The sequence below is a fragment of the Brevibacillus nitrificans genome (genome assembly GCF_003710965.1).
Classification (GTDB): Bacteria; Bacillota; Bacilli; order Brevibacillales; family Brevibacillaceae; genus Brevibacillus; species Brevibacillus centrosporus.
In genome coordinates, this window is record NZ_RHHU01000005.1 from 306,560 (window position 1) to 330,420 (window position 23,861).

27 protein-coding genes are annotated in these 23,861 nt (G+C 51.6%); all 27 read right to left on the reverse strand.

Annotated features, from left to right (window positions below; translation table 11 throughout):
* Nucleotides 1-21 precede the first annotated feature (21 nt).
* Nucleotides 22-525: a 1,2-phenylacetyl-CoA epoxidase subunit PaaD gene (gene paaD / locus EDM59_RS11465; RefSeq protein ID WP_092273648.1), complete on the reverse strand. Its 504-nt coding sequence runs from the start codon at nt 523-525 to the stop codon at nt 22-24.
* 45 nt (nt 526-570) lie between these two features.
* Nucleotides 571-1,404 (reverse strand): 1,2-phenylacetyl-CoA epoxidase subunit PaaC, encoded by an 834-nt coding sequence (gene paaC, locus EDM59_RS11470; RefSeq protein WP_122923721.1) that lies wholly within the window; start codon nt 1,402-1,404, stop codon nt 571-573.
* 17 nt (nt 1,405-1,421) lie between these two features.
* The gene (gene paaB / locus EDM59_RS11475; protein WP_122923722.1) at nt 1,422-1,763 is read right to left on the reverse strand and encodes a 1,2-phenylacetyl-CoA epoxidase subunit PaaB; all 342 of its coding nucleotides are present in this window, start codon (nt 1,761-1,763) and stop codon (nt 1,422-1,424) included.
* Between the two features lie 9 nt (nt 1,764-1,772).
* Nucleotides 1,773-2,741, reverse strand: a complete 969-nt coding sequence (gene paaA / locus EDM59_RS11480) for a 1,2-phenylacetyl-CoA epoxidase subunit PaaA (RefSeq protein ID WP_122923723.1) — start codon at nt 2,739-2,741, stop codon at nt 1,773-1,775.
* 127 nt (nt 2,742-2,868) lie between these two features.
* On the reverse strand, nt 2,869-3,693 hold the full coding sequence (locus tag EDM59_RS11485; protein WP_122923724.1) for a methyl-accepting chemotaxis protein: 825 nt from the start codon (nt 3,691-3,693) through the stop codon (nt 2,869-2,871).
* Nucleotides 3,694-3,804: 111 nt separating this feature from the next.
* A complete protein-coding gene (locus EDM59_RS11490) occupies nt 3,805-4,989 on the reverse strand; it encodes an ABC transporter substrate-binding protein (RefSeq protein ID WP_122923725.1) in 1,185 nt (394 codons plus the stop codon).
* Between the two features lie 28 nt (nt 4,990-5,017).
* On the reverse strand, nt 5,018-5,767 hold the full coding sequence (locus EDM59_RS11495; protein ID WP_122923726.1) for an ABC transporter ATP-binding protein: 750 nt from the start codon (nt 5,765-5,767) through the stop codon (nt 5,018-5,020).
* Nucleotides 5,768-5,771: 4 nt separating this feature from the next.
* Nucleotides 5,772-6,554, reverse strand: a complete 783-nt coding sequence (locus tag EDM59_RS11500) for an ABC transporter ATP-binding protein (protein ID WP_122923727.1) — start codon at nt 6,552-6,554, stop codon at nt 5,772-5,774.
* On the reverse strand, nt 6,551-7,564 hold the full coding sequence (locus EDM59_RS11505; RefSeq protein ID WP_122923728.1) for a branched-chain amino acid ABC transporter permease: 1,014 nt from the start codon (nt 7,562-7,564) through the stop codon (nt 6,551-6,553). Before EDM59_RS11505 ends, EDM59_RS11500 begins: the two co-directional genes overlap by 4 nt.
* Complete coding sequence (locus EDM59_RS11510) at nt 7,564-8,442, reverse strand: branched-chain amino acid ABC transporter permease (protein ID WP_122923729.1); 879 nt, start codon at nt 8,440-8,442, stop codon at nt 7,564-7,566. The genes EDM59_RS11505 and EDM59_RS11510 overlap by 1 nt, the downstream gene beginning before the upstream one ends.
* A 144-nt stretch (nt 8,443-8,586) precedes the next feature.
* Nucleotides 8,587-9,411, reverse strand: coding sequence for a phenylacetic acid degradation operon negative regulatory protein PaaX (gene paaX, locus EDM59_RS11515; RefSeq protein WP_122923730.1), 825 nt, complete (start codon nt 9,409-9,411; stop codon nt 8,587-8,589).
* Between the two features lie 151 nt (nt 9,412-9,562).
* Complete coding sequence (locus tag EDM59_RS11520; protein WP_122923731.1) at nt 9,563-9,985, reverse strand: thioesterase family protein; 423 nt, start codon at nt 9,983-9,985, stop codon at nt 9,563-9,565.
* A gap of 27 nt (nt 9,986-10,012) precedes the next feature.
* A complete protein-coding gene (locus EDM59_RS11525) occupies nt 10,013-11,212 on the reverse strand; it encodes a thiolase family protein (RefSeq protein WP_122923732.1) in 1,200 nt (399 codons plus the stop codon).
* Between the two features lie 42 nt (nt 11,213-11,254).
* Nucleotides 11,255-12,451: a thiolase family protein gene (locus EDM59_RS11530; RefSeq protein WP_122923733.1), complete on the reverse strand. Its 1,197-nt coding sequence runs from the start codon at nt 12,449-12,451 to the stop codon at nt 11,255-11,257.
* Nucleotides 12,451-13,206, reverse strand: coding sequence for a 3-hydroxyacyl-CoA dehydrogenase family protein (locus tag EDM59_RS11535; RefSeq protein ID WP_122923734.1), 756 nt, complete (start codon nt 13,204-13,206; stop codon nt 12,451-12,453). Before EDM59_RS11535 ends, EDM59_RS11530 begins: the two co-directional genes overlap by 1 nt.
* Entirely contained in the window at nt 13,190-14,047 is an 858-nt protein-coding gene (locus EDM59_RS11540; protein WP_122923735.1) for a 3-hydroxyacyl-CoA dehydrogenase NAD-binding domain-containing protein, read from the reverse strand. The genes EDM59_RS11535 and EDM59_RS11540 overlap by 17 nt, the downstream gene beginning before the upstream one ends.
* Before the next feature lie 20 nt (nt 14,048-14,067).
* Nucleotides 14,068-14,847, reverse strand: a complete 780-nt coding sequence (locus EDM59_RS11545; protein WP_122923736.1) for an enoyl-CoA hydratase-related protein — start codon at nt 14,845-14,847, stop codon at nt 14,068-14,070.
* 9 nt (nt 14,848-14,856) lie between these two features.
* Nucleotides 14,857-15,630, reverse strand: coding sequence for an enoyl-CoA hydratase-related protein (locus tag EDM59_RS11550; RefSeq protein ID WP_122923737.1), 774 nt, complete (start codon nt 15,628-15,630; stop codon nt 14,857-14,859).
* 47 nt (nt 15,631-15,677) lie between these two features.
* On the reverse strand, nt 15,678-16,994 hold the full coding sequence (locus EDM59_RS11555) for a phenylacetate--CoA ligase family protein (RefSeq protein WP_122923738.1): 1,317 nt from the start codon (nt 16,992-16,994) through the stop codon (nt 15,678-15,680).
* Between the two features lie 45 nt (nt 16,995-17,039).
* The gene (locus EDM59_RS11560; protein WP_092273706.1) at nt 17,040-17,825 is read right to left on the reverse strand and encodes an enoyl-CoA hydratase-related protein; all 786 of its coding nucleotides are present in this window, start codon (nt 17,823-17,825) and stop codon (nt 17,040-17,042) included.
* 29 nt (nt 17,826-17,854) lie between these two features.
* Nucleotides 17,855-18,241, reverse strand: coding sequence for a PaaI family thioesterase (locus tag EDM59_RS11565; RefSeq protein ID WP_092273709.1), 387 nt, complete (start codon nt 18,239-18,241; stop codon nt 17,855-17,857).
* A 101-nt stretch (nt 18,242-18,342) separates the two neighbouring features.
* A complete protein-coding gene (gene paaI / locus EDM59_RS11570; protein WP_122923739.1) occupies nt 18,343-18,804 on the reverse strand; it encodes a hydroxyphenylacetyl-CoA thioesterase PaaI in 462 nt (153 codons plus the stop codon).
* Between the two features lie 3 nt (nt 18,805-18,807).
* Nucleotides 18,808-19,107 carry an EthD family reductase gene (locus EDM59_RS11575; RefSeq protein ID WP_122923808.1) on the reverse strand — a complete coding sequence of 100 codons (300 nt, stop codon included), beginning with the start codon at nt 19,105-19,107 and terminating at the stop codon, nt 18,808-18,810.
* A gap of 848 nt (nt 19,108-19,955) precedes the next feature.
* Entirely contained in the window at nt 19,956-20,267 is a 312-nt protein-coding gene (locus tag EDM59_RS11585; protein WP_092273715.1) for a cytochrome C oxidase subunit IV family protein, read from the reverse strand.
* Between the two features lie 3 nt (nt 20,268-20,270).
* On the reverse strand, nt 20,271-20,897 hold the full coding sequence (locus tag EDM59_RS11590) for a cytochrome (ubi)quinol oxidase subunit III (RefSeq protein WP_122923740.1): 627 nt from the start codon (nt 20,895-20,897) through the stop codon (nt 20,271-20,273).
* Nucleotides 20,898-22,742, reverse strand: coding sequence for a cytochrome c oxidase subunit I (ctaD, locus tag EDM59_RS11595; RefSeq protein ID WP_122923741.1), 1,845 nt, complete (start codon nt 22,740-22,742; stop codon nt 20,898-20,900). It abuts the gene before it with no gap.
* Between the two features lie 56 nt (nt 22,743-22,798).
* Nucleotides 22,799-23,818, reverse strand: a complete 1,020-nt coding sequence (coxB, locus tag EDM59_RS11600) for a cytochrome c oxidase subunit II (protein WP_092273919.1) — start codon at nt 23,816-23,818, stop codon at nt 22,799-22,801.
* Nucleotides 23,819-23,861 lie beyond the last annotated feature (43 nt).

Consider the following 23,861-nt stretch of genomic DNA (forward strand, 5'->3'; position numbering starts at 1 on the left):
CACTCGCTCCTCTCAATTCCTTTAATAGATTGGTTTTAGAGCCTCAAACGGATTTTTGCAGTGCTTGCAATACAAAATACTGCGGCAGGCTGCGGGTCCAAACAAGTTTTCAATCGTTGTATACGGAGAATCACAGTAAGGACAGGTCACTTCCCATGTATCCCCTGGTTGAAAGCCAACTGGTGGCGGGGCGATGCCGAAGCTCTTCAATTTATCTCGGGCATCCAGCGCGATCCGATCGGAAGTCCAGGCAGGGTCGTAGACAAAACGCACCTGTACTTCGTTGATCCCTTCCCCTTCCACCAGTTTCTCTGAGATGTTCTTCTTCATAATTTCCAGAGCGGGACAGCCGACAAAGGTAGGCAGAACTTCTACGTAAGCGACGCCGGATTCTACCTTCACCTTGTGAATCATGCCCATTTCCACCATGCTAATCACTGGGATCTCTGGATCTTTCACTTCCTGCAGCAGCTCCCAGCATGTCGCCTCTTGATGTTCGTGAACGTGCTCATTTCCTTGCGCCATGCAGATCACTCCTTTTTATTGCCATCGTCCTCGCTCGCCGTTTTCTTACCAGCTTGCTGCCGGATCGATGCGGTATACCTCAGACAGAGTAGCCAATGCTTGTGTCAGATCAGCCGTGTGCTCCCCGGCGCGGCCACGCTCCACAGCTGCTCCCGGCTCACCCGGCCAGCTCAGACCAGCCGCTTCAAAAATAGCCTGGGTTTCTTTGAGCCAAACCTCGCGAAGAGTTGCCTCTTCTTCAATCAAACCACAGCCCGTGATCGAAGCTGCATTCGGACCGAGATCGCTCAGCTCTCCTGCGTCGCTCCATACTTTTGCGATCGCTGCTTCCAGTCGTGCGCGAGCATCCGGTGTGCTGTTTGCCAGCTGCTTCAGCCATACTTGCCAGTGCATCAAATGGTAGCGATGCTCGGTCAGCATTTTGCGGCTGATCAGCGTGAGTGGAGCATAGGATGATTTCAACAGTGACTCCAGTCTTGCTTTTTTGTGCAAGCCGTAAATATAGCTGCGTACGATTGCGTAAGCCCAGTCATAATGAGGGTCGTCGTTGTATCCCCCAGCACCGTTTTGGCGCTCAACCAAAATAGCGTTGCGGAAAGCAGATGCCTCGCGAAGCTGCGCCAGGTCGTCCGCTTTGCCTACACCGAGCTCCTCGAGCATTTCGTAGTACATCACCGCGTGTCCCATCATATCCTGAGCCATGGAGGAAAACGCTACATCTTCTTCAATATGCGGCGCAAGGCCGAGCCATTCCGACCCGCGGTAAGCCAAAATAAAATCGTCATCGGCAAGCTGGAAGAGAAGATCAACCAAGGCTTGCGTAAACTCCTGATTTTTCAAAGCTTCTTGTGCTGTTTCTACTTGTAGAAGTTCGCCCATGATCATGTTCCTCCTTCTTAGCTGCCACTTTTGGTGTTGTGCTGTGCCTCGTACTCTTCTTTATGACGGCGCCATCTGCCTTGCAAATCACCGTAGCCTTTTGTCTCCCGATAGCTCTTGTTGTCAAGACGCTCCAGGAAAGGACGCTCCTCTGGCGGCAGTCCGTGGATGTCGTCTCGTTTGACCACCCACAGGTTAAAACAAGGCTCGCGGCGCAAGAAGTTTTCCCGTGCCATGGAAAGCGCGACTTCCGCATTTGGTGCCAAGAGACTAAATTGGTGTACAAATGAGGCGCTTACCGTTTTTTGGCTAAACACTTCATAGATGACAAAGTCCTCGTTGTTGGTTTGGTTACTCATCGCACTCACCTACCCTACTTGGCGGCCATACGACAGAATCGCATCGCGCACCCATTTGGTTTCTTCATAGGACATTTCACGCAAGTGCAGTCGGTGGGCAGAACGTGGGCCTTTTCCTTTGACAATCTGCTTGAATTCTTCCCAATCTGGCTGCTGGTAAATCCATTTATCCTCTGCTTCATCAAAGTAGATCGTTTCATCCGGAACGGTAAAGCCAAGGTGGAAGATGCGTGGCAAATACTTCTTCAAGAAGATTTGGCGCAGCTCCTCGTTGGTTTGCGAACGGATTTTGTAGCGCATGTTCGACGCTTGGTTACTGGTGATGTTGCCGTTCTCAGGCGGTCCGAAGAACATCAACAGGGATGGCCACCAGCGCGTGATCGCTTCCTGCAGCATTTGGCGCTGCTCTTCTGTACCCTCCGCCAGCTCCAGTACGATGCTCTCCCCGTGCTGTGCATGGAATTTCTCCTCCGCACAGATCCGGTGCAGGGCACGTGCATAAGGTGCGTAGGAAGTATCCAGCGACATGGATTGCGTAATGATCGCAGCACCGTCAACGAGCCATCCGATCACACCCGCGTCCGCCCATGTAGGCGCTTCCATGTGGAACACATTATGAAATTTCAAGCGGCCTGCGAACAGATCTTGCATGATGTCCTCACGCGTTTTACCCAGTGGAGCAATCAAGTCCTCAGCGACACGCAAGAGCAGCTGTCCGTGTCCCATCTCATCCTGTACCTTTGCCATGATGGCCAGCTTGCGGCGCAGGGTGGGAGCTTTCGGTACCCATTCCTTTTCAGGCAATGCCCCCATGATCTCGCTGATTCCGTGCATGGAAATCAGTTTGACCAATTGGTTACGGTAATCGTCAGGCATCCAGTCATCCGCTTCGATTTTTTCACCGCGGTCAATTTTCGCTAAAAACGCTTCCAATTTGGCATCTTCTGTCAGATCCGAATGTTCCAACTGTGTATTCATGGTGAAGACCTCCTTTACGTTCATCGCTTGTCTATGGCACATAATTTATAATACGTTTTTATAACGTTATAATAACATAACGTCATACGATTCCGCAATAGGTGTAATCGTTTTCAAGCTTTACGATTTATTCCATTCTCCCTGTAGACATCGCGGTTTCCCTCAGTTGTTCCGCCATTTTCCGCAGCTGCTGCATGACTGCATCCAGCTCTTGGATACGTGTGGACTGCTGCAGACTGTGATTCATCGTTTTCTCCATTTCGCCAGTGACGGTGCCTACCAGCTCGTTCATTTCATCCAAAATGCGAAAAATGCTCTTGGCCGACGTCGAAGTCGTCTGGGAAAGCCTACGGATCTCTTCCGCCACGACGGAAAAACCCCTTCCTGCTGTTCCTGCCCGTGCTGCTTCCAGCACCGCATTCAACCCCAGCACGTTGGAGCGAGTCGAGATGTCGCGAATGAGTTGATTGATTTGAGAGGTTTCGGCGATCTTCTTTTCCATCGTTACGGCGGTATCGGACAAGATATGACTTGCTTGTGCCAGATCGTTCGCCTCTTTTGCCAGGCTTTCTGTATGCACGGCAATATTTTCGAGCGCCCCCGTCAAGTTTTCAGCCAGTGCGCGCAGCTGGTCTTCTCGATCTGTCGTCACGCCGGTAGCCAGGCACCCGACCACCTGGCCGTTTTCTACGATTGGATACCCTACCGCAATATAGGGCATCCCGTACACCTCTTTGCCAATCTTACGCACGACTCTGCGATTCTCTGCTACCGCCGTCGCATTGATACTCCCCGCCCGGAGCTGATCGCCAACCTTGATCCCCAGATTCAGATCGGATGCGGGATAGTATGCCAGAAATTTCTCCCTGTCCGTCACCCCTACCATGCAATCGAACAAGAAAGCTTTTTGCAAAATCGGAGCTGCCATCAGCACGCTATTTAACAGGGACATACTCATTCCTCCTGCGAATGTGATAGGAAGGCGTGGACAAAAACAGCCGTTCTTCCCGCATCTGTCCGTTGCGGAAAGAACAGCCGTCTTACCCTTCAGCCTTGTCGTTCTTTATTTGAGAATCTGAAATTTTCCATCCTTGACTTCGACCATGATCATGCTGTCCTCCGTAAGACCGTTGTGATCTTCTGCAGAGAACACGAATTCACCAGTTACCCCGACGTACTTCACTTTTTCCAGGACCTCATTCAGCTTGGACGCATCGCCGCCTGCCTGCTTCAATCCTTCGACCATCAGGTTCAAGCCGTCGTAGCCATAGCCTGCAAAACCGTCTGGCTCTACATTGTAAGCTGCCTTGTACCCGTCTACGAATTTTTTCACGATGGCTGCCTGTGGATCGTCCGCTGCGATTTGGTCAGGAACCAGCAGCTTGCCCGCTACCATCAGGACACCTTCGCCAGCATCGCCGACGAGCTCGAGGAACTTGCTGTTCGCGGAACCATGGGAGCTGATGATCGGAATGCTCAGGTTCAACTGCTTTGCTTCTTTTACAATCGTCGCAGGTCCTGGGTTCGTTCCCGCCACGATCAGGGCTTGTGCATCGGTTCCTTTGATCTTCGTCAGCTGAGAGCTCATGGACGGATCTTTGGTTCCGTATTTTTCTTCGGCTACGATCGTGATTCCATACTCAGGCGCGTATTTTTGCAGCTGCTGTGTCCAACCGCTGCCGTATGGGTTGCTGTCGTTGAGCAAGGCGATTTTCGTAATGCCTTTTTCTTTCAAGTATTTATAGATGCGCTTCGTTCCGTGCACGTCCGTGTGTGGGGTTTTGAAGATGCCTGCACGAACCGGATTGGTCATCTGATCAGCCGCTGCCATCGAGATCAGAGGAATTTTTTCCGCTTGGGAAAATTCCGCCATTCCCAGGGAAGGACCGCTGCCCGAGGAACCGAGCAAAGCCACGACTTTTTCCTTGGAAACCAGCTTCTTGACTGCTTTTACCGCTTCTGTATTGTCGGATTTGTCATCTTCAAAAACGACCTCGACTGGACGGCCATCTACACCGCCTGCGCCGTTAATTTCTTTCACCAGCATCTCTACTGCCTGCTTCTCAGGTACACCGAGCGGGCTGTTTGGACCCGTCAAGGAGAACACGGCACCCAGCTTAATCGGTTCTTTGCCGCCTGCTGCACCTGCTTCTGCTGCCGGCTTGGCACCGCCTCCACAAGCGCTGAGCAAGACCATGGAAGCGAGTGCGATGGGAAAGAGCCACTTCCTCGATTGATTTTTCTTCATGAATAATCCCCCTATCATTTTTCTTTTTCTATTGTCCAACCGCATCATGGGAATGTCCCAGATAGGCTGATTGCACACGCGGATCGTTGCTGATTTTTTCAGCTGAGCCTTCCAGCATGACGACTCCCGTAGAGAGCACGTACGCTCGATCGGAAATCGCCAATGCAGCTCGGGCATTTTGCTCGACCAAAAGAACCGTTGTCCCCCACTGGGAGCGAATCTCCTGCACGATCGTCAAAATTTCTTTGGCGATGAGCGGTGCAAGACCTAGGGAAGGCTCGTCCAACAGCAGCAGCTTCGGCCTGGAAAGCAGCGCTCTGCCAATTGCCAGCATTTGCTGCTGACCTCCTGACAACGTCCCTCCCAGCTGCCATTTGCGCTCCGCCAAGATGGGGAAGCGTTCGTACACCGTCTCCATTTCTTTGGCGATGTCTCGCTTGCTTGTCTTGGGCATTCGATGAGAGGCGCCCAGCCACAGATTGTCTTCGACGGTCAATGTGGAGAATATCTGTCTGCGCTCAGGCACATGCGCCATTCCCCTCGCCACAACCAGCTCGGCCTGCACGCGGGTAATGTCCTGATCGCGGAATTGTACACTTCCCTCTTTGGCATCATGCAGTCCGCAGATACAGTTGAGCAGTGTCGTTTTACCCGCTCCGTTTGAGCCGAGGAGCGATACGATTTCTCCCTCGTTTACTTGCAGGTCGATCCCGTGCAGGACTTCGACGGGTCCATATCGCGCCTTCATGTTGCCAACTTGCAATATCGCTTTTCCCATCTCTTCACCCCCGACTCTCTACCTGTTCTTCTGTTCCGAGATATGCGGCAATCACACGCGGATTTTCCTGGATTTCACGCGGGGTTCCTTCCGCAATTTTACTGCCTTGATCCAAAACGACGATGCGATCGGCGATGGTCATAATCATGTCCATATCGTGCTCGACGAGAAGAATTGCCGTTCCATTTTCACGAATCTCCTGGAACATGCGGCTCATCTCTGCCGTCTCGGTATGATTGAGTCCGGCAGCTGGTTCATCGAGCAGCAGCAGCTTTGGCTCCGCTACCATCGCACGGGCGATTTCCATCAGACGAAGCTTCCCGTAAGGCAGGCTGCCCGCTTGTGAGGAGGCTAGCGAAGAGAGCCCTACCTTTTCCAGCCACGCATGCGCCCGCTCCTGCATCGTCCGCTCTTCCCGCCTAGCAGTCGTCAAGCTCATTCCGCAAGAAAACAAACTCGAATGCGTCTTGGTGTGCATTCCTACCATCACGTTTTCCAGAACCGTCATATCGTCAAAGGTCTGCAGGTTTTGGAAGGTTCTCGTAATTCCCAATTTGGCGTATTCATATCCAGGTACGCGGGTCATTGGCTGGTTGGCAAAACGAATTTCTCCCTCAGACGGTGGGATGACACCGGACACCATGTTGAGAACCGTACTCTTCCCTGCGCCGTTTGGACCAATCAGAGCCAGAATCTCTCCCTGCTTCACCTCAAAATCGACGTGATTCACAGCGCGTACGCCGCCGAAATCTCGAGAAAGGTCTTGTACAGTCAGCAGTGTCGTCATATGGCAGCCTTCCTTTCCACCCGCTGTTCTGCATTGGCAGCGGCTTTTTTGGCCTGTGCTTTTTCATACAGGGAGCGGATCCGCGGTACCAGTCCCTCCGGCATGAACATCACGATCAGCACCAAAATGCCCCCGAACACAATCGTATCGACGTCCCCTTGCAAGCCTGGGACTACCTCGCTCAGCATCACGAGTCCTTCACTGATAAAGCCGATGAGCAGTGTTCCGATCAAAGCTCCCCAGATGCTCGTCATGCCGCCGATGACCACCATCGTCAAAAACTTGATGGACTCATGCATGCCAAATGGCTGCGGATCGAGAATCCCCATGTAGTGCGCATACAGACCACCGGAGATTCCGGCAAACATCCCGCTCACGACGAAGGCATTCAGCTTGAATTTTCGTACATCGATACCCATGGACGTAGCGGCAACCTCGCTTTTATGAATCGCCCGGAACGCCCGTCCGATGCGGGAATGCATCAGGTTCAGCGAGAAGAGCAGCACGCAGGTAACGATTCCCCAGATCAGGTAGTACATCGAAAGCTCGCTTTCTCCGAAAAAGGGAACCTGCGGGATGCTGATCATGCCGCTTGCTCCGCCCGTGACCGGCTCCCACTCTTGTATGCCGATCTGGACAATGTAGCCGAAAGCGAGAGTCGCCATCGCCAGGTAGTACCCCTGCAAGCCGGCAATCGCCCTGCCCAGGATAAAGGCAAACACAGCCGGAACAATCGCAGAGGCTACCAAGCCTATCAGCGGGGTCAACCCGTATTTGGTCGTCAGAACCGCCGACGTGTAGGCACCGATTCCCCAAAAAGCTGCTTGTCCGAGTGAAATCTGGCCCGCCAGACCCATTACCAGGCAAAGTCCAATGGCGACGATGGCTTGCAATCCGATGATGATTCCAACCGAGCGGTAATACTCATCCGGCATGACAAACGGAAAAATGATCATGAGTGCCAGGTAGATCCCTAAGCTTTTTCCCCACTTCTTCGTCAGTTGTTTCATCATAGCCCTCCTTTCCCTACGCTACGTTCTCCAAAGATGCCGGACGGCTTGACCAAAAGCATCACGATCAACACCAGAAAAGCAATGGCGTCTTTCATACCGGAGCTGACGTAGCCTGCCCCGAGCGATTCGACGATCCCGAGAATAAAAGCGGCTACCGCTGCACCGAGTGGATTTCCCAGTCCTCCGAGAATAGCAGCTGAGAAACCTTTGATTCCGAGCAGTACACCGATGTCGTACGAGGTCACGCTGAGCGGTGCAATGACAATACCGGCAATGGCTCCTGTCGCACCGCTGATCCCAAAGGCGAGCATGCTCATTTTCGCGGGGCTGATCCCCATCAGACGAGCTGCCATCGGATTGACAGAACAGGCGTTGATCTTTTTCCCGAGCATGGTCTTGTCCATCAAGTACCACAGCAGGAACAGCACAATCAGTACAGCCGCGAGAATCCATACGCTTTGCTGAGCGATATTGACGCCCCCGAGTGAAAGCGGCTGGTTGCTGGTAATCGGATCGAGAGAGTAGGCATCCTTGCCCCAGATCAAGCTCGCCAAACCGCGGATCAGGGTGGATATCCCGATGGTCAAAATGATCAAGCTGATCGGGCTTGCCTTTTTCACGTAAGCGATTACATATTTCTGCATCAGCACCCCGATCAATGTGACGATGAGGATCGCCAGAAAAGCCGCCAGAGCGTACGGGACATTCATGCCGATCATGGCAACGGTGACCATCCCTCCCAGCATCAAGAATTCTCCCTGTGCCAGATTGATCACTTTGCTGACGTTGTAGATCGTGATAAAACCTACAGCGACGATGGCGTAGATGCCTCCACTAACCAAACCGTTTGCGACGTACTGCAAAAGCTCCGTCATAGTCGTGATGTACCCCCTCAAAATTCAATCTTTCTACATTTCCCCATATAAAACGCTTACATTTAATAATATGGAAATATAACGAATAATTGGAAAAGCCCTAGCATCTACTAGGGCGTTTCTGGTGTACAGCTTGTGCCTTGTTTATACTGGCGCAGCCTCATACACGGTTTCAAAGAAACGAACGGCCCCGGGATTTAACAACTGATAGTAGTTTTGGAACAGCTTGTCCGCTTCTTTGCCTAACCATAGCTCTGGCAGTAATTCCTGTGGCAAATCAGGGTCGATAAACAAAAATTTGCGATACTGATGGACCAGCTTCGTTTTGTTCACAAAGCACAGGCTATCAGGAACTTCCTTCTTTTCGCGAATTCTCTCTTCCAGCTCTTCGTACTCGGCTTGGTAGCTGTCGATGAACTCTTTGTACTTCGCATTGATCTCATCGATATTCCAGCATTTCTGCACCAGCTGTTTGGGATCGCGCAAGCCAACATGCTCAGCGGCAAACACTTCCACGTACTCGGTGATCTCTTGGGTCTCCGTCAGCTCCTGAATCGCTTCCCGCAGATTGTTCGGACTGATCCATGTGCTCGTCGTCAGCATGCCGAAGCCCATATAGCCAAGCTCCTTGCGCAGTTGATCGCGCAGTGCCCTGCGCTCCTCGGGAATGTTGTAGCTGACCATGCACCACTTGCCATCCCAAGCGCTCGATTCTACTTTGTAGATCCTCGCTGCCGCCTCCTCCAGCCGTTTCTTGCCGCGTTCGGATACGGAATAAAAGCTGCGATTTCCTACCTTCCGTGACTCCAACCAGCCTTGGCGAAGCATCCGAGATATCGCAGCGCGAACAGCTGGCTCTGACAAACCGAACTCTCCCATGAGTTTGGTCAAACTGCCGATCCAGATTTCACTGCCGTAATGGCGGACGTATTCCCCATAAATCGTAAACAGCATGGATTGTGGCTTCACTTTTCTTCTACCCCCAGATCGATTCATCACTCACTGATGAGAAATTGTATCACATTCTTTGCCTATGCGTGAATCGATCCAGGTTATATAACGAAATAATTATATAACGCTTTTCTCACGTCATTATATTAAAACGTTTACGAAGAGTCAATCAATTCTGGTTATTTTTTTCGTCGATTTCCGCTTGAAGTTTCTGGAATCGACGATGCATGTCTTCCTTGTTGAAAATCGCTTGTGTAAACAGTCCTACTCCGACGCGGTTGCAGGAGGTGTCTGCCGTTACCTCGCAGACAACCCGCTTCGCCGTCACTTCCACGCAAACGGCGCGAAAGGTAACCTTTTGCCCTGCCACAGCTGGCCCGACATGCTTGACCTCAATGCCAAAACCGGAGCCTTCCTCATGCTCTTCCAAATGGGGAAGCAGGACGTAGCGCCCCGCTTTCTCCATGTAGTAAATCATGCTGACCGTCGACAACACGGGATGAATGACTTCGCCGTCAAAGACAGGGAACATTTCTTCTGTGACCGTCACAGTGAATTCCGCTGCCGTCCCTGGCTGCAGTTCCTTTTTCATAGCAGCAACCTCCTGTCCGGTCGATCCTTACACGCGCTCGATAATCGTCGCGATCCCTTGGCCCACGCCAATGCACATCGCAGCTAGGCCGTAGCGAGCATCGCGGCGCTCCATCTCATACAGCAGGGTGGTAAGAATACGCGCACCGCTTGCGCCAAGCGGGTGCCCCAGTGCAATCGCGCCGCCGTTTACGTTTACCAGCTCAGGATTCACGCCAAGCTCACGCACACTAGCCACTGCCTGTGCGGCGAAGGCTTCGTTAAATTCGAACAAATCGATCTGATCAATCGTCAGCCCAGCCTGCTTCAGCGCCTTGCGAGTAGCTGGCACGGGTCCGATCCCCATCACAGATGGATCTACACCGGCTACGGCAGAAGCAACGATGCGTGCACGCGGCTTCAAGCCAGCTTCCAGGGCAGCTTCCTGATCCATGATCAGCATCGCGCATGCCCCGTCATTAAGACCGCTGGAGTTTCCGGCCGTTACGGTACCATCTGCCTGAAAAGCTGGTTTCAGCTTTTGCAGCTGCTCGATGGTCGTCTCTGGACGCGCATGCTCATCGCGCTCAAACACAGTGACATCGCCTTTGCGTCCACGAATTTCCACGGGAACGATTTCCGCTTCCCATTTGCCTTGCTCCAGTGCTTTCGCATAGTTTTGCTGGCTGCGCAGCGCAAATTCATCCTGCGCTTCGCGGCTGATTCCGTACTGCTCCGCTACTTTCTCAGCTGTTTCACCCAAACTGATCGGCGGGTACATTTCTTTCATCTTATCGTTTACCAGGCGCCAGCCCAGTGTCGTATCGACCAATTGCTGATTTCCCCGCTGAAACGCAGTGCCCGGCTTCATCATTACCAGCGGAGAGCGAGTCATGCTCTCTGTGCCTCCCGCGATGTAGACCTTGCCTGCACCTGCTTTGATCGCAAATGCACTCTGGTTGACCGCTTCCAGTCCGGAACCGCACAGACGGTTTACTGTGACACCCGGTACTTCCACTGGCACGCCAGCCAGCAGCAGGGACATACGCGCTACGTTGCGATTATCCTCGCCTGCCTGATTCGCGCAGCCGAAAATGACATCGTCAATCGATGCGGGATCAATAGCGTTGCGCTCCAAAAGCTTGCTGATTACATGTGCTCCGAGATCGTCCGGACGCACGTCTTTGAGGGCTCCCCCAATGCGGCCAATCGGTGTCCGTACAGCATCGATAATTACAGGTGTATTCATCTATGGCTCCTCCATCCTGTCCAAGGTTTTCTCCAATCCGTTCTACAACGCTTCTACCAATGTCGCCAGCCCTTGCCCTCCACCGATGCACAGGGAAACAACCCCGTAACGTCCTTTGCGTCGGCGCAGCTCATACAGAATGGTTCCCGCCAGACGAGCGCCGCTGCAGCCGAGTGGATGTCCCAATGCAATAGCTCCCCCGTTTACGTTGGTTCGGTCAGCAGGAAGACCCAGCTCGCGCATGCACGCCAGCGATTGAGAGGCAAAAGCTTCATTCAGCTCAAACAGGTCGATTTGATCAACCGTCATATTTACCTCCGCCAGCAGCTTGCGGATGGCTGCGACAGGTCCGATGCCCATGATGCGCGGATCTACACCGGCACTCACAAAATGAACGATTCGGCCCAATGGCGCCAAACCGGACTCTTTCAGCTTTTCCTGGTTCATGAGCAGCAAAGCAGCCGCACCATCGTTGATTCCGGAAGAATTTCCTGCGGTGACGCTGCCATTTTTACGAAACGCAGGTCTCAGCTTGGCGAGAGACTCCACGCTGGAATCACGGCGCGGGAACTCGTCCGTGTCAAATATCGTTTCTTCCCCTTTTTTGCCACGCAGGGTCACAGGGACAATTTCCTCGCGAAACAGTCCGGCATCGATCGCCGCTACTGCACGACGCTGGCTCTCCGCTGCAAAAAGATCCTGATCCTCGCGGCTGATCCCAAATTGCTCCGCCACATTTTCCGCAGTATCCCCCATGGTCAGTTCGCCGTAGAGGGAAATGGGTGCAGAACGCGGACCGCCAAAGGACTCGATCAGGGTCTGGCCGCCGCGTTGATAGGGCTGTTCAAATTTCTCCATGATATACGGGGAGCGCGTCAGGTTCTCCACGCCGCCAGCCAGCATGACGCTGCTGTGTCCTGCCTGGATGGACTGCGCTGCGAGATTGACTGCTTCTAGTCCAGAGGCACATACCCGGTTTACGGTCAGCCCTGGTACGCTTTCCGGCAATCCTGCCTTCAGCAAGCCGACGCGGGCAATGTTAATGAAGGGACCTGCCGAGATGACATTCCCCATAATGACGCCATCGACAGCTTCTCCTGACTGTCCAGCCTGGCTGAGTGCCCCGTTCAAGACATGGGCGGTCAGATCGTCGATCGGGGTATTTTTCAAGCTGCCACCCAGCTTGCCAATCGGTGTACGTACTGCTGCTGCTACAAATACATCATTGTGTGCTGGCATTACCCTTCACCTCCATCGGCTTCTCGATAGCTGTAAAACCCGATACCGCTGCGCACGCCATAGCGTTTTGCCAATACCAGCTTGCGCAGCAAAGGAGCTGTGCGATAGCGCTCCTCCGACAAATCGCGATGCAAACCACGGGAGATTGCGTAAATCTCATCCAGCCCGATGCGATCTGCCCATTCCAGAGGCCCGTACGGATAGTTCGTTCCCTTTTTCATCGCAGTGTCGATGTCTTCTGGAGTCGCAGCCTTCTCCATTACTGTGAATGCTGCTTCATTAATAATCAGTGTCAAAATGCGTGGAAAAACAAGGCCAACCTCATCTTCTACGATCTCAACCTCTTTGCCGAGCGAGTGAAAGAACGACTGGGTAGCCTCAAGGGCAGCTGCCTCTGTTTGCAATGCAGGAGCCACTTCAAACAAAGAGCGCTCCGCCAAAGGCACCAAGGTCCCGAAGCCGCAGATGCGCTCAGGAGACTGAGTCCAGGACGCTGCTTCTGTGGCCGTAATCGCCAAAGAGGTGGTGAGGATCGGTACGGACGACGAAAGCACGCGATCGAGCTCGCATAGCTGCTCCTGTTTCGCTTTCAGGTCCAGATTGTTTACTTCTACTGCGAGAAAAATGGATTCTGGCTCTGCTGCCCCTTCTGCGAGGGTCACAACGCGATAGCCGCTGTCTATCATTATTTGATGCAGCTCTGCGTAAAGAGGGCTATCCCCCGTGAGCAAAACTGTCTTATTTGCTGTAGTCATAGAAGCCATCCCCCGTTTTTCTGCCCAAACTGCCTGATTGAACCATACGTTGCTGAATGCGGCTGGGCTTGAATCGTCCTTCGTGGAAGAAATCCGTATAGACGGATTGGGTCGTCGCAAAATTGATATCGATTCCGATCATGTCCTGCAGCTCGAACGGTCCCATTTTGAAACCGCCTGCCTGCTTCATGATCCGGTCAATTTGCTCCACATTGGCTACGTTATCCCCGAGAATGCGCAGGGCTTCATTGTAATAAGGTCGCGCGACGCGATTCACGATAAATCCAGGGGTGTCTGTCACGAGTACAGGAACTTTTCCCAAATCCACGGCAAATTGATAAGCCGACTGGACATTTTCCTCGCTGGACTTTTTCCCGCGGATCACCTCGATCAGAGGCATAACCGGCGCCGGATTGAAAAAGTGGAATCCGAGAATTCGTTCGGGATGAGTCAGTCCTCCAGCAATTTCCGTGATGGAAATGGAAGAGGTGTTGGTCAAAAGCAGGGCATCGCTTCTGCAAATCCGGGTAAGATCACCAAAAATGCTCTTTTTCAGATCGAGTCTCTCTGGTACGGCCTCGATCACGATATCAGCTGGCGCCAGTTTTTCTATGTCGGATACGAATTGAACTCGCTCCAACGTCTCTTGTTTTTGCTGCTCGCTGATCTTTCCTTTTTCCACATCCTTGGACAAAATCGAAATGAGATAGCTTTTCGCTTTTTCCAAGACAGTCTGGTTCGCGTCCAGTAGCAACACTCCATGTTCCCGGCGGGCGCAAACGAGAGCAATCCCTGCTCCCATCGTCCCTGCCCCGATAACGCCTACTGTCTTTCTCTCCACTCTACTCAACCTCCTAGCACCTATCTGCCTGTAAAGCGCGGTGCGCGTTTTTCCATGAAGGCCGTTACCCCTTCTTTGTGATCCTCTGTGCTGCCTGCAATCCCTTGGGCATACGCTTCGTAATTGAGTGTCTCTTCCAAGCTCATATCCAGACCTTTGTTCATCGTCCGTTTGATCAAGCCGATCGCTCGGGTGGGCAGAGCTGCGAGCTTGCGAGCATACGCCAGCGCTTCCTCTTGAAACGTATCTGCAGGGTATACCTGATTGACCATTCCGATCCGCAGCGCTTCTGCTGCTGAGACCTTTTCTCCTGTCATCGCCAGCTCCAGCGCTTTGCCCAGACCGACGATACGCGGCAGGAAGTAGCAGCCTCCCGAATCCGGTACCAGTCCGATATTGACGAAGGCGTTTACGAACGAAGCCTTCTCGGAAGCCAGCCGGATGTCACACGCCAGTGCAACGCTCATCCCTGCGCCAGCTGCCACACCGTTGACAGCTGCGATGATCGGCTTCTCTGTTTTCTGAAACTGAAGAATCATCGGGTTATAGCGGTCGCGCAAAAATCCTCCGAAGTCGACTTCACCACCACCGGCTACATCACCCAGATCCTGCCCAGCATTGAAAGCACGGCCTGCGCCTGTCAAAAGAATGCAGCGCACGCTTTCATCCTTCTGCGCCTGCTTGAGCACATCCGTAATCTCTTTGTTCATCCGCTCTGTGAAAGCATTGAACTTGTCCGGTCGGTTCAGAGTAACGACTGCAACGCCTTCCGATACCTCGCATAGAATCGTTTCGTACATGGCCGCCTCCTATTTTCCCGTAAAACGGGGTTTGCGCTTTTCCAAGAACGCTTGCATACCTTCTTTTCGATCCTCGCTTGCAAGAAGTAGGTAAAAGCCGTTTCTTTCGTAATCCATACCTTCCTGAAGCGGCAAATCATCGGCTTTGTGCGCAGCTTTTTTGATGACCTGCACCGCGAGCGGGGGCTGCCCAGCAATCTGCTTGGCCAGCTTGAGCGCTTCCTGATAGTAGACTTCGACAGGAACCACGCGATTGACCAGCCCGTATTGCAAGGCTTCCTTCGCCGTAATCGGATCTCCTGTGAGCAGCATCTCCATTGCTTTTCGCAGTCCAACCGCCCGAACCAGACGCTGCGTCCCACCAGCACCCGGCATGACACCAAGCTTGATTTCCGGTTGACCGATGACCGCTGTCTCCGATGCAATCACGATGTCGCAGTTCATCATGAGCTCGCAGCCACCACCGAGCGCAAAGCCGCTCACTGCACCGATAATCGGCTTGGAGATAAGCGAGATGCGGTCCCAGACAGCAAATTGGTCCCGTTTCATGATCTCAATGGCGGATGCCTCTGCCATTTCATTGATGTCTGCACCCGCTGCGAAGGCTTTTTCGTTGCCCGTAAGCAAAATGGTCCGGATCTCAGAGTCCTTGTCTAGGTTTGTAAGTTCCGTGACCAGCTCGTCGATCAGCTTCAAGTTCAACGCATTGAGAATTTTCGGTCGATTGAGCGTAACAATGCCAACCCCATCCTCACGAGCAACGGTGATGTATTCATAAGACACTTAGCTCATCCTCCCTTTCCTTCGCCAAACCGTTGATCAAAGGAAACTTACGCTTTGTTCCGGTTGTCTACGATGCGCATCGCTTTGCTTTCACTTCTCACGAGAGAGTTTGGCGGCAAGAGACGCAGCACAACGGTTACACCCAGCGAGCACTTGATATCATGTCCAATTGCTTTCTTCAGCGGCACAAGATCAGGGCTGTCGATACTGCCGATCTCGCTCATGTAATCAGGTGTCAATTCACAGTGAACTTCAAAGCGATCAAGCGCTCCGTCACGCTCAATGACGACTTGGTAATGGGGAGCCAGCTGTTTGAAAGTCAGCAATACCGCTTCAATCTCAGTCGGGAACACATTGACCCCGCGGATGATGAGCATATCATCGACGCGTCCTTTGATGCGGGACATGCGAAGTGTAGTACGACCGCATTTACATGGAGCTGGATTCAGGGAAGCAATGTCACCTGTCCGATAGCGAATCACGGGGAACGCTTCTTTTGTCAAAGAGGTAAAGACGAGCTCACCTTCTTGTCCGTATGGCAGCACTTCTCCTGTGTTTGGATCTACGATTTCCGCCAAGAAATGGTCTTCTGCGATGTGCAAGCCATCCTGTGCTTCGTGGCACTCAATCGATACGCCTGGCCCCATTACTTCGCTCAATCCGTAAATGTCTACCGCTTTAATGTCGAGTGCTTCTTCCAGCTGTGCACGCATTTCTTCGGACCATGGCTCCGCACCGAAAATGCCGTATTTGAGACTTGTCTCGCGTGGGTTGATTCCTTGCTTTTTCATTTCTTCCACGATGTTGAGAACGTACGAAGGAGTACCTGCAAGTCCACGCGGCTGGAAGTCTTCGATCAAGGTAATTTGACGAGGGGTGTTCCCTCCAGAAATCGGAACCGCAACTGCGCCCATGCGTTCGATGCCATAATGCAGCCCCAAACCGCCAGTGAACAGGCCGTAGCCGTATGCATTATGGAAGATATCGCCTGGCTCACCGCCCGCGCTACAGATGGCACGTGCAACGATTTCCGACCAGTTTTCAATGTCATTTTTGGTGTAGCCTACAACGGTTGGCTTCCCTTTTGTGCCTGAAGAGCCATGGATACGAGAAACTTCTTTCATATCGACAGCAAACAGATTAAAAGGATAATTCTCGCGCAAATCTTTTTTCTTCATAAACGGAAGCTTCTGGATATCATCAAGGGTCTGGATGTCTTCTGGTTTTACACCAGCTTCGTCAAATGCTTTTTGATGAAAAGGGACTCGTTCATAGACACGTTTTACGGTTTCTTGCAGACGTTTCAATTGCAGTTCTGCCATTTTCTCTCTTGGCAGCGTTTCCATTTCCACGTTAAAAATCATACCGTTCCCTCATTTCTCAACATTCCTGTTGTTATTTTCTGGTTGTTATTCGCCCTTAAACACCGGTTTGCGTTTTTCGCGGAACGCTTCAAGCGCTTCTACCCGGTCTTTCGTCGGAATAATCACTTCATAACACATCGTTTCTACATCCAGACCCGTCTGCAAATCGACACTGGAGCCGCGATCAATCGCCAGCTTGGCTTGATAGACAGCGAGTGGTGCATTCGCCAGGATCTCTTGTGCCAAGCTTACACCCAGCTCGTACAGCTGTGTCGTATCATTTGCGAGACCGCTTACAAAACCAAGTTCGAGGGCATCGGCAGCCGTAATGCGGCGAGCCGTCAAAATCAGCTCCTTTGCCTTGGAAGGTCCAATCAGCCGAGACAGTCGCTGCGTTCCTCCTGCTCCCGGGATGATTCCCAAGCTTACTTCCGTCAGACCCATTTTGGCTTCAGCCACTGCATAGCGGAAATCACAGGCCAGCGCCAGCTCAAAGCCTCCACCAAAAGCAAAGCCGTTGATCAGGGCAATGGTCGGCTGCGGCAGTCTTTCCAGTGCCGTAAACACATCCCTGATTTTGCGAACGTTGCGGCGAACCTGCTGCTCTGTCAAGGTACGGCGCTCTTTCAGGTCTGCACCTGCACAAAAAGCGCGACCCTCGGCTTTGACCAAAACGACGCGTACTTCTTTGGAGTCCAACCGAATCTCTTCGATGATTTCACCCAAGCGATCCAGCGTATCATAATTGAGTGCGTTCAGCTCATCCGGACGATTGAGTGTGATGACGCCGATATGCCCGTCTCGTTCGAATCGCACAGCTTCCTGATTCATTCTTGTCCTCCTCGCCCATTTGCAAAAAATTATGCCTGTTTCACTCGTGCGTAGGTACCCGTTGCCACTGCGACGAGCTTGCCGTCACAGGTCACGCGCGCTTCCATGATGATCAAGGTCTTGCCGCTCTTCAGCACACGGGACTCTGCTTCCAAAAGCTCGCCGCGTGCAGGATACAAGTACTGTATCTTGCTTTCTACCGTTACGCATTGCTGAACGCCATCGACGTGAGGTGCGGCACCATGCCCCATCGCAACGTCTGCCAGTGTGGAAGTAACACCGCCATGAACGACTCCATCGATACTATTGAACAGCTCTGGGCGTATTTTCAGAGCAACCTTGCAGCCCTCTTCATCTCGATGGATAACCTCGATCCCCAGATAGTCATTAAAACGATTGCGGATATGCTCAGACATTGCTGCGTCTCCTTTTTTCCTCGTATCGCGTAAAACAGGGAAAGGAGCCTTTCGCATCTGCTTCGGGCATCCTTTTGCTGTTTTTTCTCAATTCCATTCGATTATTTTGCCTCGTGATCCTCAATCGATACGAAGTAATCGTTCTTGCGGTAAGCCAGCGCATCCAATGTCGCGATCAGCTCGTTGTCGCTTTCTACGCGAATGCGGTACCACGCTGTACGGTTGTTTTTCTTTTCCTCGGTGGCCGTGGCAACGAGGCGGTTCCCTTTAAAGCCTGCTGCCAAAAAGCCGATGTTCATCGAAAGGGCCACGGACGTTTTTCCGTAGGAATTACAGGCAGCTGCAAAAACGAAGTCTGCCAGCGAGAAGATCACTGCTCCATGGGCGGTTCCATGGGCATTCAGCATATGCTCCTCCACCGTCAATTCGGCAGTCGCCGTTCCCTCTCCCAGTTCGATCAACCGAATTCCAAGGAACTGTGCATATTTATCTTGCGTTAGCTTTTCACAGATCTCGTTGTATCTCTCTTGGTGAAGCTTGCTTTCATCAATCGTTTGGCGCATCGCTTACACCACTTCTGCAAAGTGCATCGTTACGATTGACCCTGCAAAGCCACGCAGGTCTTTACCAGCAGCGCGTCCTTCTGGAGATGACAACGCTTCCAACAAAGCTTCTTTGGATTCAAAGTACATGTTTGCGATCAGATGCAGGTCGCTTTCGCCCATTGGTGTGCCGTAAATTTTGTTAACTTCCATCTTGATCAGGCCTGGCATTTTTTCTGCCAGCGGGGCATGAACTTCATAATAATGCTTGTCAAATGCCTCGACATCCTCCGGTTTACGATAAACAGCCACCAATTTTACCATCATGATCCCTGCTTTCCTATTAGAAATTGTCTAAACATGTGACGTGTAATTAATATAACGTTATTTTAACGCACGTTATAGTTTTTATTATATAAATACTTCAGAATCGGCGCAAGCATTTTCCTTTTGCCAAATTACATCGTTCGACAAATGGAAAAAGCTTCTCTCCACACTGTATGGGGAAAAGCCTTTGGACATTATTGAAATGTTTGAAAAACGCTTCTTCATTTGACCAGGCTGTAGTGGAGGAACGGAAAAAGGAGAAAACGCTCCAGCTTCTTGGGTCCCCTGCTATGGGGTCATCCCGTACAGCTCCATGAAAAAAGTGAAACCGCGTCCAAAGTGGCATATTCCGGATGTGCCTCAGAGGTGGACGCTTAAGACCGTGTTTCTCTTTTTTCATTCCGCTTCGGCTGGTGCCCCAAAGAGCTTCGCTTATTTCTCCTTTTTCCTGGGCCAGCTTGGGGTCTTACTTCCTTAGAATGACCTTCGAAGCGTGAGAGCTTGAGGTCAAAAAGTATTTTTCTCACTTGATCCAAACCAGAAACAAGCTACTAGAAACCACAAAAGCTCGCTGGAGAAGCAGGTTTCCAGGCGGAGCGACTGCGGAACCCAGCTTAGCGGAGCAATGAATTCACGGGAGCAAGAAGCGGTACCTCTGTGTTCGCTACGAAGCGGCTACGACTTTACCGCTTCCCCGTGAATCGTTGCGGAGCGGACAGTTTAGACTCCTTCGCAGGGTGCAGCCAGGAGCAGATCGGAAACCTGCTTCTCCCCACCACTGTTATGTTGCTCGACAGAAGAAAAAAAAAAGAGAGCAGACACAATGTCCACTCTCTTTTTTCCTTTTAAATCCAAACCCAGAACACGAATACGATGATCGCCAGCAGGATAACGAACAGTCCTGCAAAGATGCTGATCCGTGCAAACTCATGACCTTTTTGGTCCATGTGCATCCAGACGAAAAGCTGGAAAAGGGCTTGAACAAAAGCCAGAACCACAATGAATGGTACGGTAAACCCTACCGGAATTACTTCGAAGGCAACGGCGATAAACGCAAGTGCCGTCAATACTAGAGAACCGATGAAGGCAACGAGATGTCGTTTTGGACTATCGTGCTTCACTTTAGGCTTACGTACTTCTTCTGTATGTGCTCCCATTGTTTATCCCACCTTTCCACCGATCATACCCATGAGATATACCACGGTAAAGATGAACACCCATACTACGTCAATAAAGTGCCAGTACAGGGAGGCCAGGTAGAACTTTGGAGCGGTAACTACCGTCAGACCTTTTTTCGTTGCCGATACTTGCAGAAGGATGATCCAGAGAATACCGAAAGCTACGTGGCCTCCGTGGAATCCAACAAGTGTATAGAAGGAAGAACCAAATGCACTCGTCGAGATTTTATGTCCTTCGTGCACGTAATGCATGAACTCGTAAATCTCCAAGCCCAAGAATCCGAGACCGAGAATAACGGTAATGGTCAGCCAAACTTGAATCTGCTTCAGATTTTTCTTGTGCAGAGCCAGTGTCGCCATTACAGCTGTCATGGAACTCGTCAACAGAAGCAGTGTCGCTGCTGCAACCAGTGGCATGTCGAACAGCTCTTGCGAAGTCGGACCGCCATTTGCCTGATCGCGCAGGGCAATGAATGTTGCAAACAAGGAACCGAAGAGAACAGTCTCCCCACCAAGGAAGAGCCAGAAGCCAAGAAGTTTATTCTTGCCCTCAAGGGTGGCTTTTTCCGGTTCGTCAGGCAAAACTGCATTTGCGTGATGTGTAGCCATTTAAGCCTTAACCCCCTTATCCTCGATTTCGTCCTCATGAATATGATAACCAGGATCGTCATTAACCGAGCGCAGGAACATGCAGGCGAATGTCACCAGCAAGCCGATGACCACTACCACGTAGTTGTGGTACATGAAACCGTAACCCGCGACGAACAGGCCAAGAGACATCATAAACGGCAAGAACGATGGTGATGGCATATGAATATCGCCAAGCGGTTCTGCCGGTGTCATACCTTTGTTGCCCGCCACTTTTTCGATCCAGAAAGCATCCAGACCACGAACCAGTGGAGTTTGAGCGAAGTTGTACTCTGGCGGAGGCGAAGGAATCGACCATTCCAGTGTACGTCCATCCCATGGATCTGCAGGTGCGCGCTTGGAGCTTGCTGCCGTCACGAAGATGTTCACAAGGAACAGGATGGTACCAATCGTCATACCGAACGCACCAATGGTACTGATCATGTTACCCATATCGAGGTTTTGATCTTTGAGGTAAGTGAAGACACGACGCGGCATCCCCATCAGACCCAAGAAGTGCTGCGGGAAGAATGTCAAATGGAAACCGATGAAGAACGTCCAGAAGTTCCATTTTCCCAAAGTTTCATTGAGCATTTTTCCGAACATTTTTGGCCACCAGTAGTGCAGACCGGAGAAGAGCCCGAATACGAGACCCCCTACGATAACGTAGTGGAAGTGAGCAACTACGAAGTAGCTATCATGGTATTGGTAGTCAGCTGGCGGAATAGCGAGCATAACCCCTGTCATACCACCGATTGTAAAGGTTGGAATGAAGCCTACTGCCCACAGGTTTGCTGATGTGAAACGAATTTGACCGCCCCACATCGTCAACAGCCAGTTAAAGATTTTAATCCCTGTTGGTACGGCAATCAACATAGTTGCCAGACCGAACAGTGTGTTCGCGATTGCACCCAGACCTGTTGTGAACATGTGGTGAGCCCACACCATGAATCCGAGGAAACCGATCAGCGCCGTTGCAAATACCATGGAACTGTAACCGAACAGGCGTTTTCTTGCAAACGTAGAAATAACTTCAGAAATCACACCAAATGCAGGAAGAATCAAAATGTATACTTCGGGGTGACCGAAGATCCAGAAGAGATGTTCCCAAATGACAACGTTACCACCCGCGTCCGGATTGAAGAAGTTACCTCCGAACAAGCGGTCGAACATCAACAGAACCAGACCCACTGTAATCGCAGGGAACGCGAACAGGATCAGACCGGATGTAACGAAAGCGGACCAGGTAAACATCGGCATACGCATGAACGTCATACCTGGAGCACGCATGTTGATAATGGTAACCAGGAAGTTGATACCACCAATCAGTGTACCGATACCGGCGATCTGCAGACCCAATACGTAGAAGTCTACACCGTGGCCACTATATTGGTTCAAAGCCAAAGTTGTATAAGATGTCCAACCAGCGTCAGGTGCGCCACCCAAGAACCAGCTTGTATTCAGCAACACTCCCCCGAAGAAGAAGAGCCAGAAGCCAAGAGAGTTCACGAACGGGAACGCAACGTCGCGGGCACCGATTTGAAGAGGAACAACTGCATTCATCAGAGCAAAGATGATCGGCATTGCTGCGAGGAAGATCATCGTGGTACCGTGCATGGTGATCAATTCGTTAAACGTCTTGGCACCTACCACAGAAGACTCCGGATACATCAGCTGCAAGCGAATCAGCAGGGCTTCAAAACCGCCAGCCAGGAAGAAAATCCCACCAGCAATCAGATACAGGATCGCGATTTTCTTATGGTCCACTGTCGTGAGCCAATCCCACAGCCCTGAGCGATTTGGTGCGTGAGAATCATGTGCAGACACAGGTTTACCTCCTTTTAAGCGTCACTGCCTATGACGGGTAATATCTTGTATGAATCTTACTTCACGCTAAGTGTTTGCAGATAATCGACGAGCGCTTTCGTTTGCGCATCATCCAGGTTCAAGTTAGGCATGTTGTTGCCTGGCTTGACCTTTTGAGGATCTTTCAGCCACTCTGCTACGTTTTCAGGCGTGTGAGCAAGAATCCCTGCTACGCGTTCACGATCTGCAAAGTTCGTCAGGTTTGGACCCATTTTGCCGCCTTTACCGGCAACAGCATGGCATCCCAAACAGCTCTTGTTGAAGATTTCTTGACCTTGAGCAGCACTTGCAGCAGTAGCAGCAACTGGCTCAGCGGCTTGAACGCCCTTCATGCCATTTGCCCAGCTGTCAAACGCAGCTTGATCCATTACTTCTACCTTGAAGTCCATCAAGGCATGGGACGCTCCACAGAGCTCCGCGCATTTTCCGTAGAAAGTGCCTGTTTTGTCAGCTTGCAGCCAGATTTTGTTTTCCTGGCCTGGGTTGGTATCGATTTTACCGCCCAATGCCGGAATCCAGAATGCGTGCATAACATCTGCTGACGTTACATGGAATTGAACTTTTTTGCCGACTGGCAGAACCAAATCCTGCGCAGTAGCTACACCAAGGTCTGGATACTCAAATTCCCACCAGAATTGGTGTGCTGTCACTTTCACTTGAAGCGCTTCCTCTTTTGAATACTCCTTGTGAAGCTCGAAACCAGTTGTAACGGTCGGGATCGCCATTACAATCAGAAGCAGGAATGGAATTACTGTCCAAAGAATTTCAAGCGCATGATTGCCTTCCACCTGTTTCGGAATTCCTTGCTGTCCCGGACGCTTACGGTATCGAATAAGGACGTACGTAAAGATCAGCATAACGACAATAAAAACGCCGATCATGATAGCGGAGGACAGCTTCATCAAGTCAAACTGCATCGCTGCAACCGGACCGGAAGGCTTGAGCGTGGAGAGCTCATCTTTGCCACAACCGGTTAATGCCAGCGCCAGCAGACCAAACAGCGAAAGCTGACGCCAAAACTGTTGCCAACCCTTCATACCCATGAACCCCTCTTTCTTCGTGTTGGTAACGTTCTAGCCA

Coding starts and splice junctions, on each gene's coding strand:
- EDM59_RS11500 (WP_122923727.1), bottom strand. CDS start 6,554: ATGACGACACTGCTGACTGTACAAGACCTTTCTCGAGATTTCGGCGGC.
- EDM59_RS11560 (WP_092273706.1), bottom strand. CDS start 17,825: ATGAATCAGGAAGCTGTGCGATTCGAACGAGACGGGCATATCGGCGTC.
- paaI (WP_122923739.1), bottom strand. CDS start 18,804: ATGCGCCAAACGATTGATGAAAGCAAGCTTCACCAAGAGAGATACAAC.
- EDM59_RS11495 (WP_122923726.1), bottom strand. CDS start 5,767: ATGGGAAAAGCGATATTGCAAGTTGGCAACATGAAGGCGCGATATGGA.
- EDM59_RS11590 (WP_122923740.1), bottom strand. CDS start 20,897: ATGGCTACACATCACGCAAATGCAGTTTTGCCTGACGAACCGGAAAAA.
- EDM59_RS11555 (WP_122923738.1), bottom strand. CDS start 16,994: ATGATTTTTAACGTGGAAATGGAAACGCTGCCAAGAGAGAAAATGGCA.
- EDM59_RS11530 (WP_122923733.1), bottom strand. CDS start 12,451: ATGCCAGCACACAATGATGTATTTGTAGCAGCAGCAGTACGTACACCG.
- EDM59_RS11565 (WP_092273709.1), bottom strand. CDS start 18,241: ATGTCTGAGCATATCCGCAATCGTTTTAATGACTATCTGGGGATCGAG.
- paaB (WP_122923722.1), bottom strand. CDS start 1,763: ATGAGTAACCAAACCAACAACGAGGACTTTGTCATCTATGAAGTGTTT.
- EDM59_RS11545 (WP_122923736.1), bottom strand. CDS start 14,847: ATGTACGAAACGATTCTATGCGAGGTATCGGAAGGCGTTGCAGTCGTT.
- paaD (WP_092273648.1), bottom strand. CDS start 525: ATGGCGCAAGGAAATGAGCACGTTCACGAACATCAAGAGGCGACATGC.
- EDM59_RS11525 (WP_122923732.1), bottom strand. CDS start 11,212: ATGAATACACCTGTAATTATCGATGCTGTACGGACACCGATTGGCCGC.
- EDM59_RS11585 (WP_092273715.1), bottom strand. CDS start 20,267: ATGGGAGCACATACAGAAGAAGTACGTAAGCCTAAAGTGAAGCACGAT.
- coxB (WP_092273919.1), bottom strand. CDS start 23,818: ATGAAGGGTTGGCAACAGTTTTGGCGTCAGCTTTCGCTGTTTGGTCTG.
- paaC (WP_122923721.1), bottom strand. CDS start 1,404: ATGGGCGAACTTCTACAAGTAGAAACAGCACAAGAAGCTTTGAAAAAT.
- EDM59_RS11520 (WP_122923731.1), bottom strand. CDS start 9,985: ATGAAAAAGGAACTGCAGCCAGGGACGGCAGCGGAATTCACTGTGACG.
- EDM59_RS11575 (WP_122923808.1), bottom strand. CDS start 19,107: ATGGTAAAATTGGTGGCTGTTTATCGTAAACCGGAGGATGTCGAGGCA.
- EDM59_RS11510 (WP_122923729.1), bottom strand. CDS start 8,442: ATGACGGAGCTTTTGCAGTACGTCGCAAACGGTTTGGTTAGTGGAGGC.
- EDM59_RS11505 (WP_122923728.1), bottom strand. CDS start 7,564: ATGAAACAACTGACGAAGAAGTGGGGAAAAAGCTTAGGGATCTACCTG.
- EDM59_RS11490 (WP_122923725.1), bottom strand. CDS start 4,989: ATGAAGAAAAATCAATCGAGGAAGTGGCTCTTTCCCATCGCACTCGCT.
- EDM59_RS11535 (WP_122923734.1), bottom strand. CDS start 13,206: ATGACTACAGCAAATAAGACAGTTTTGCTCACGGGGGATAGCCCTCTT.
- EDM59_RS11485 (WP_122923724.1), bottom strand. CDS start 3,693: ATGTCCCTGTTAAATAGCGTGCTGATGGCAGCTCCGATTTTGCAAAAA.
- paaA (WP_122923723.1), bottom strand. CDS start 2,741: ATGAATACACAGTTGGAACATTCGGATCTGACAGAAGATGCCAAATTG.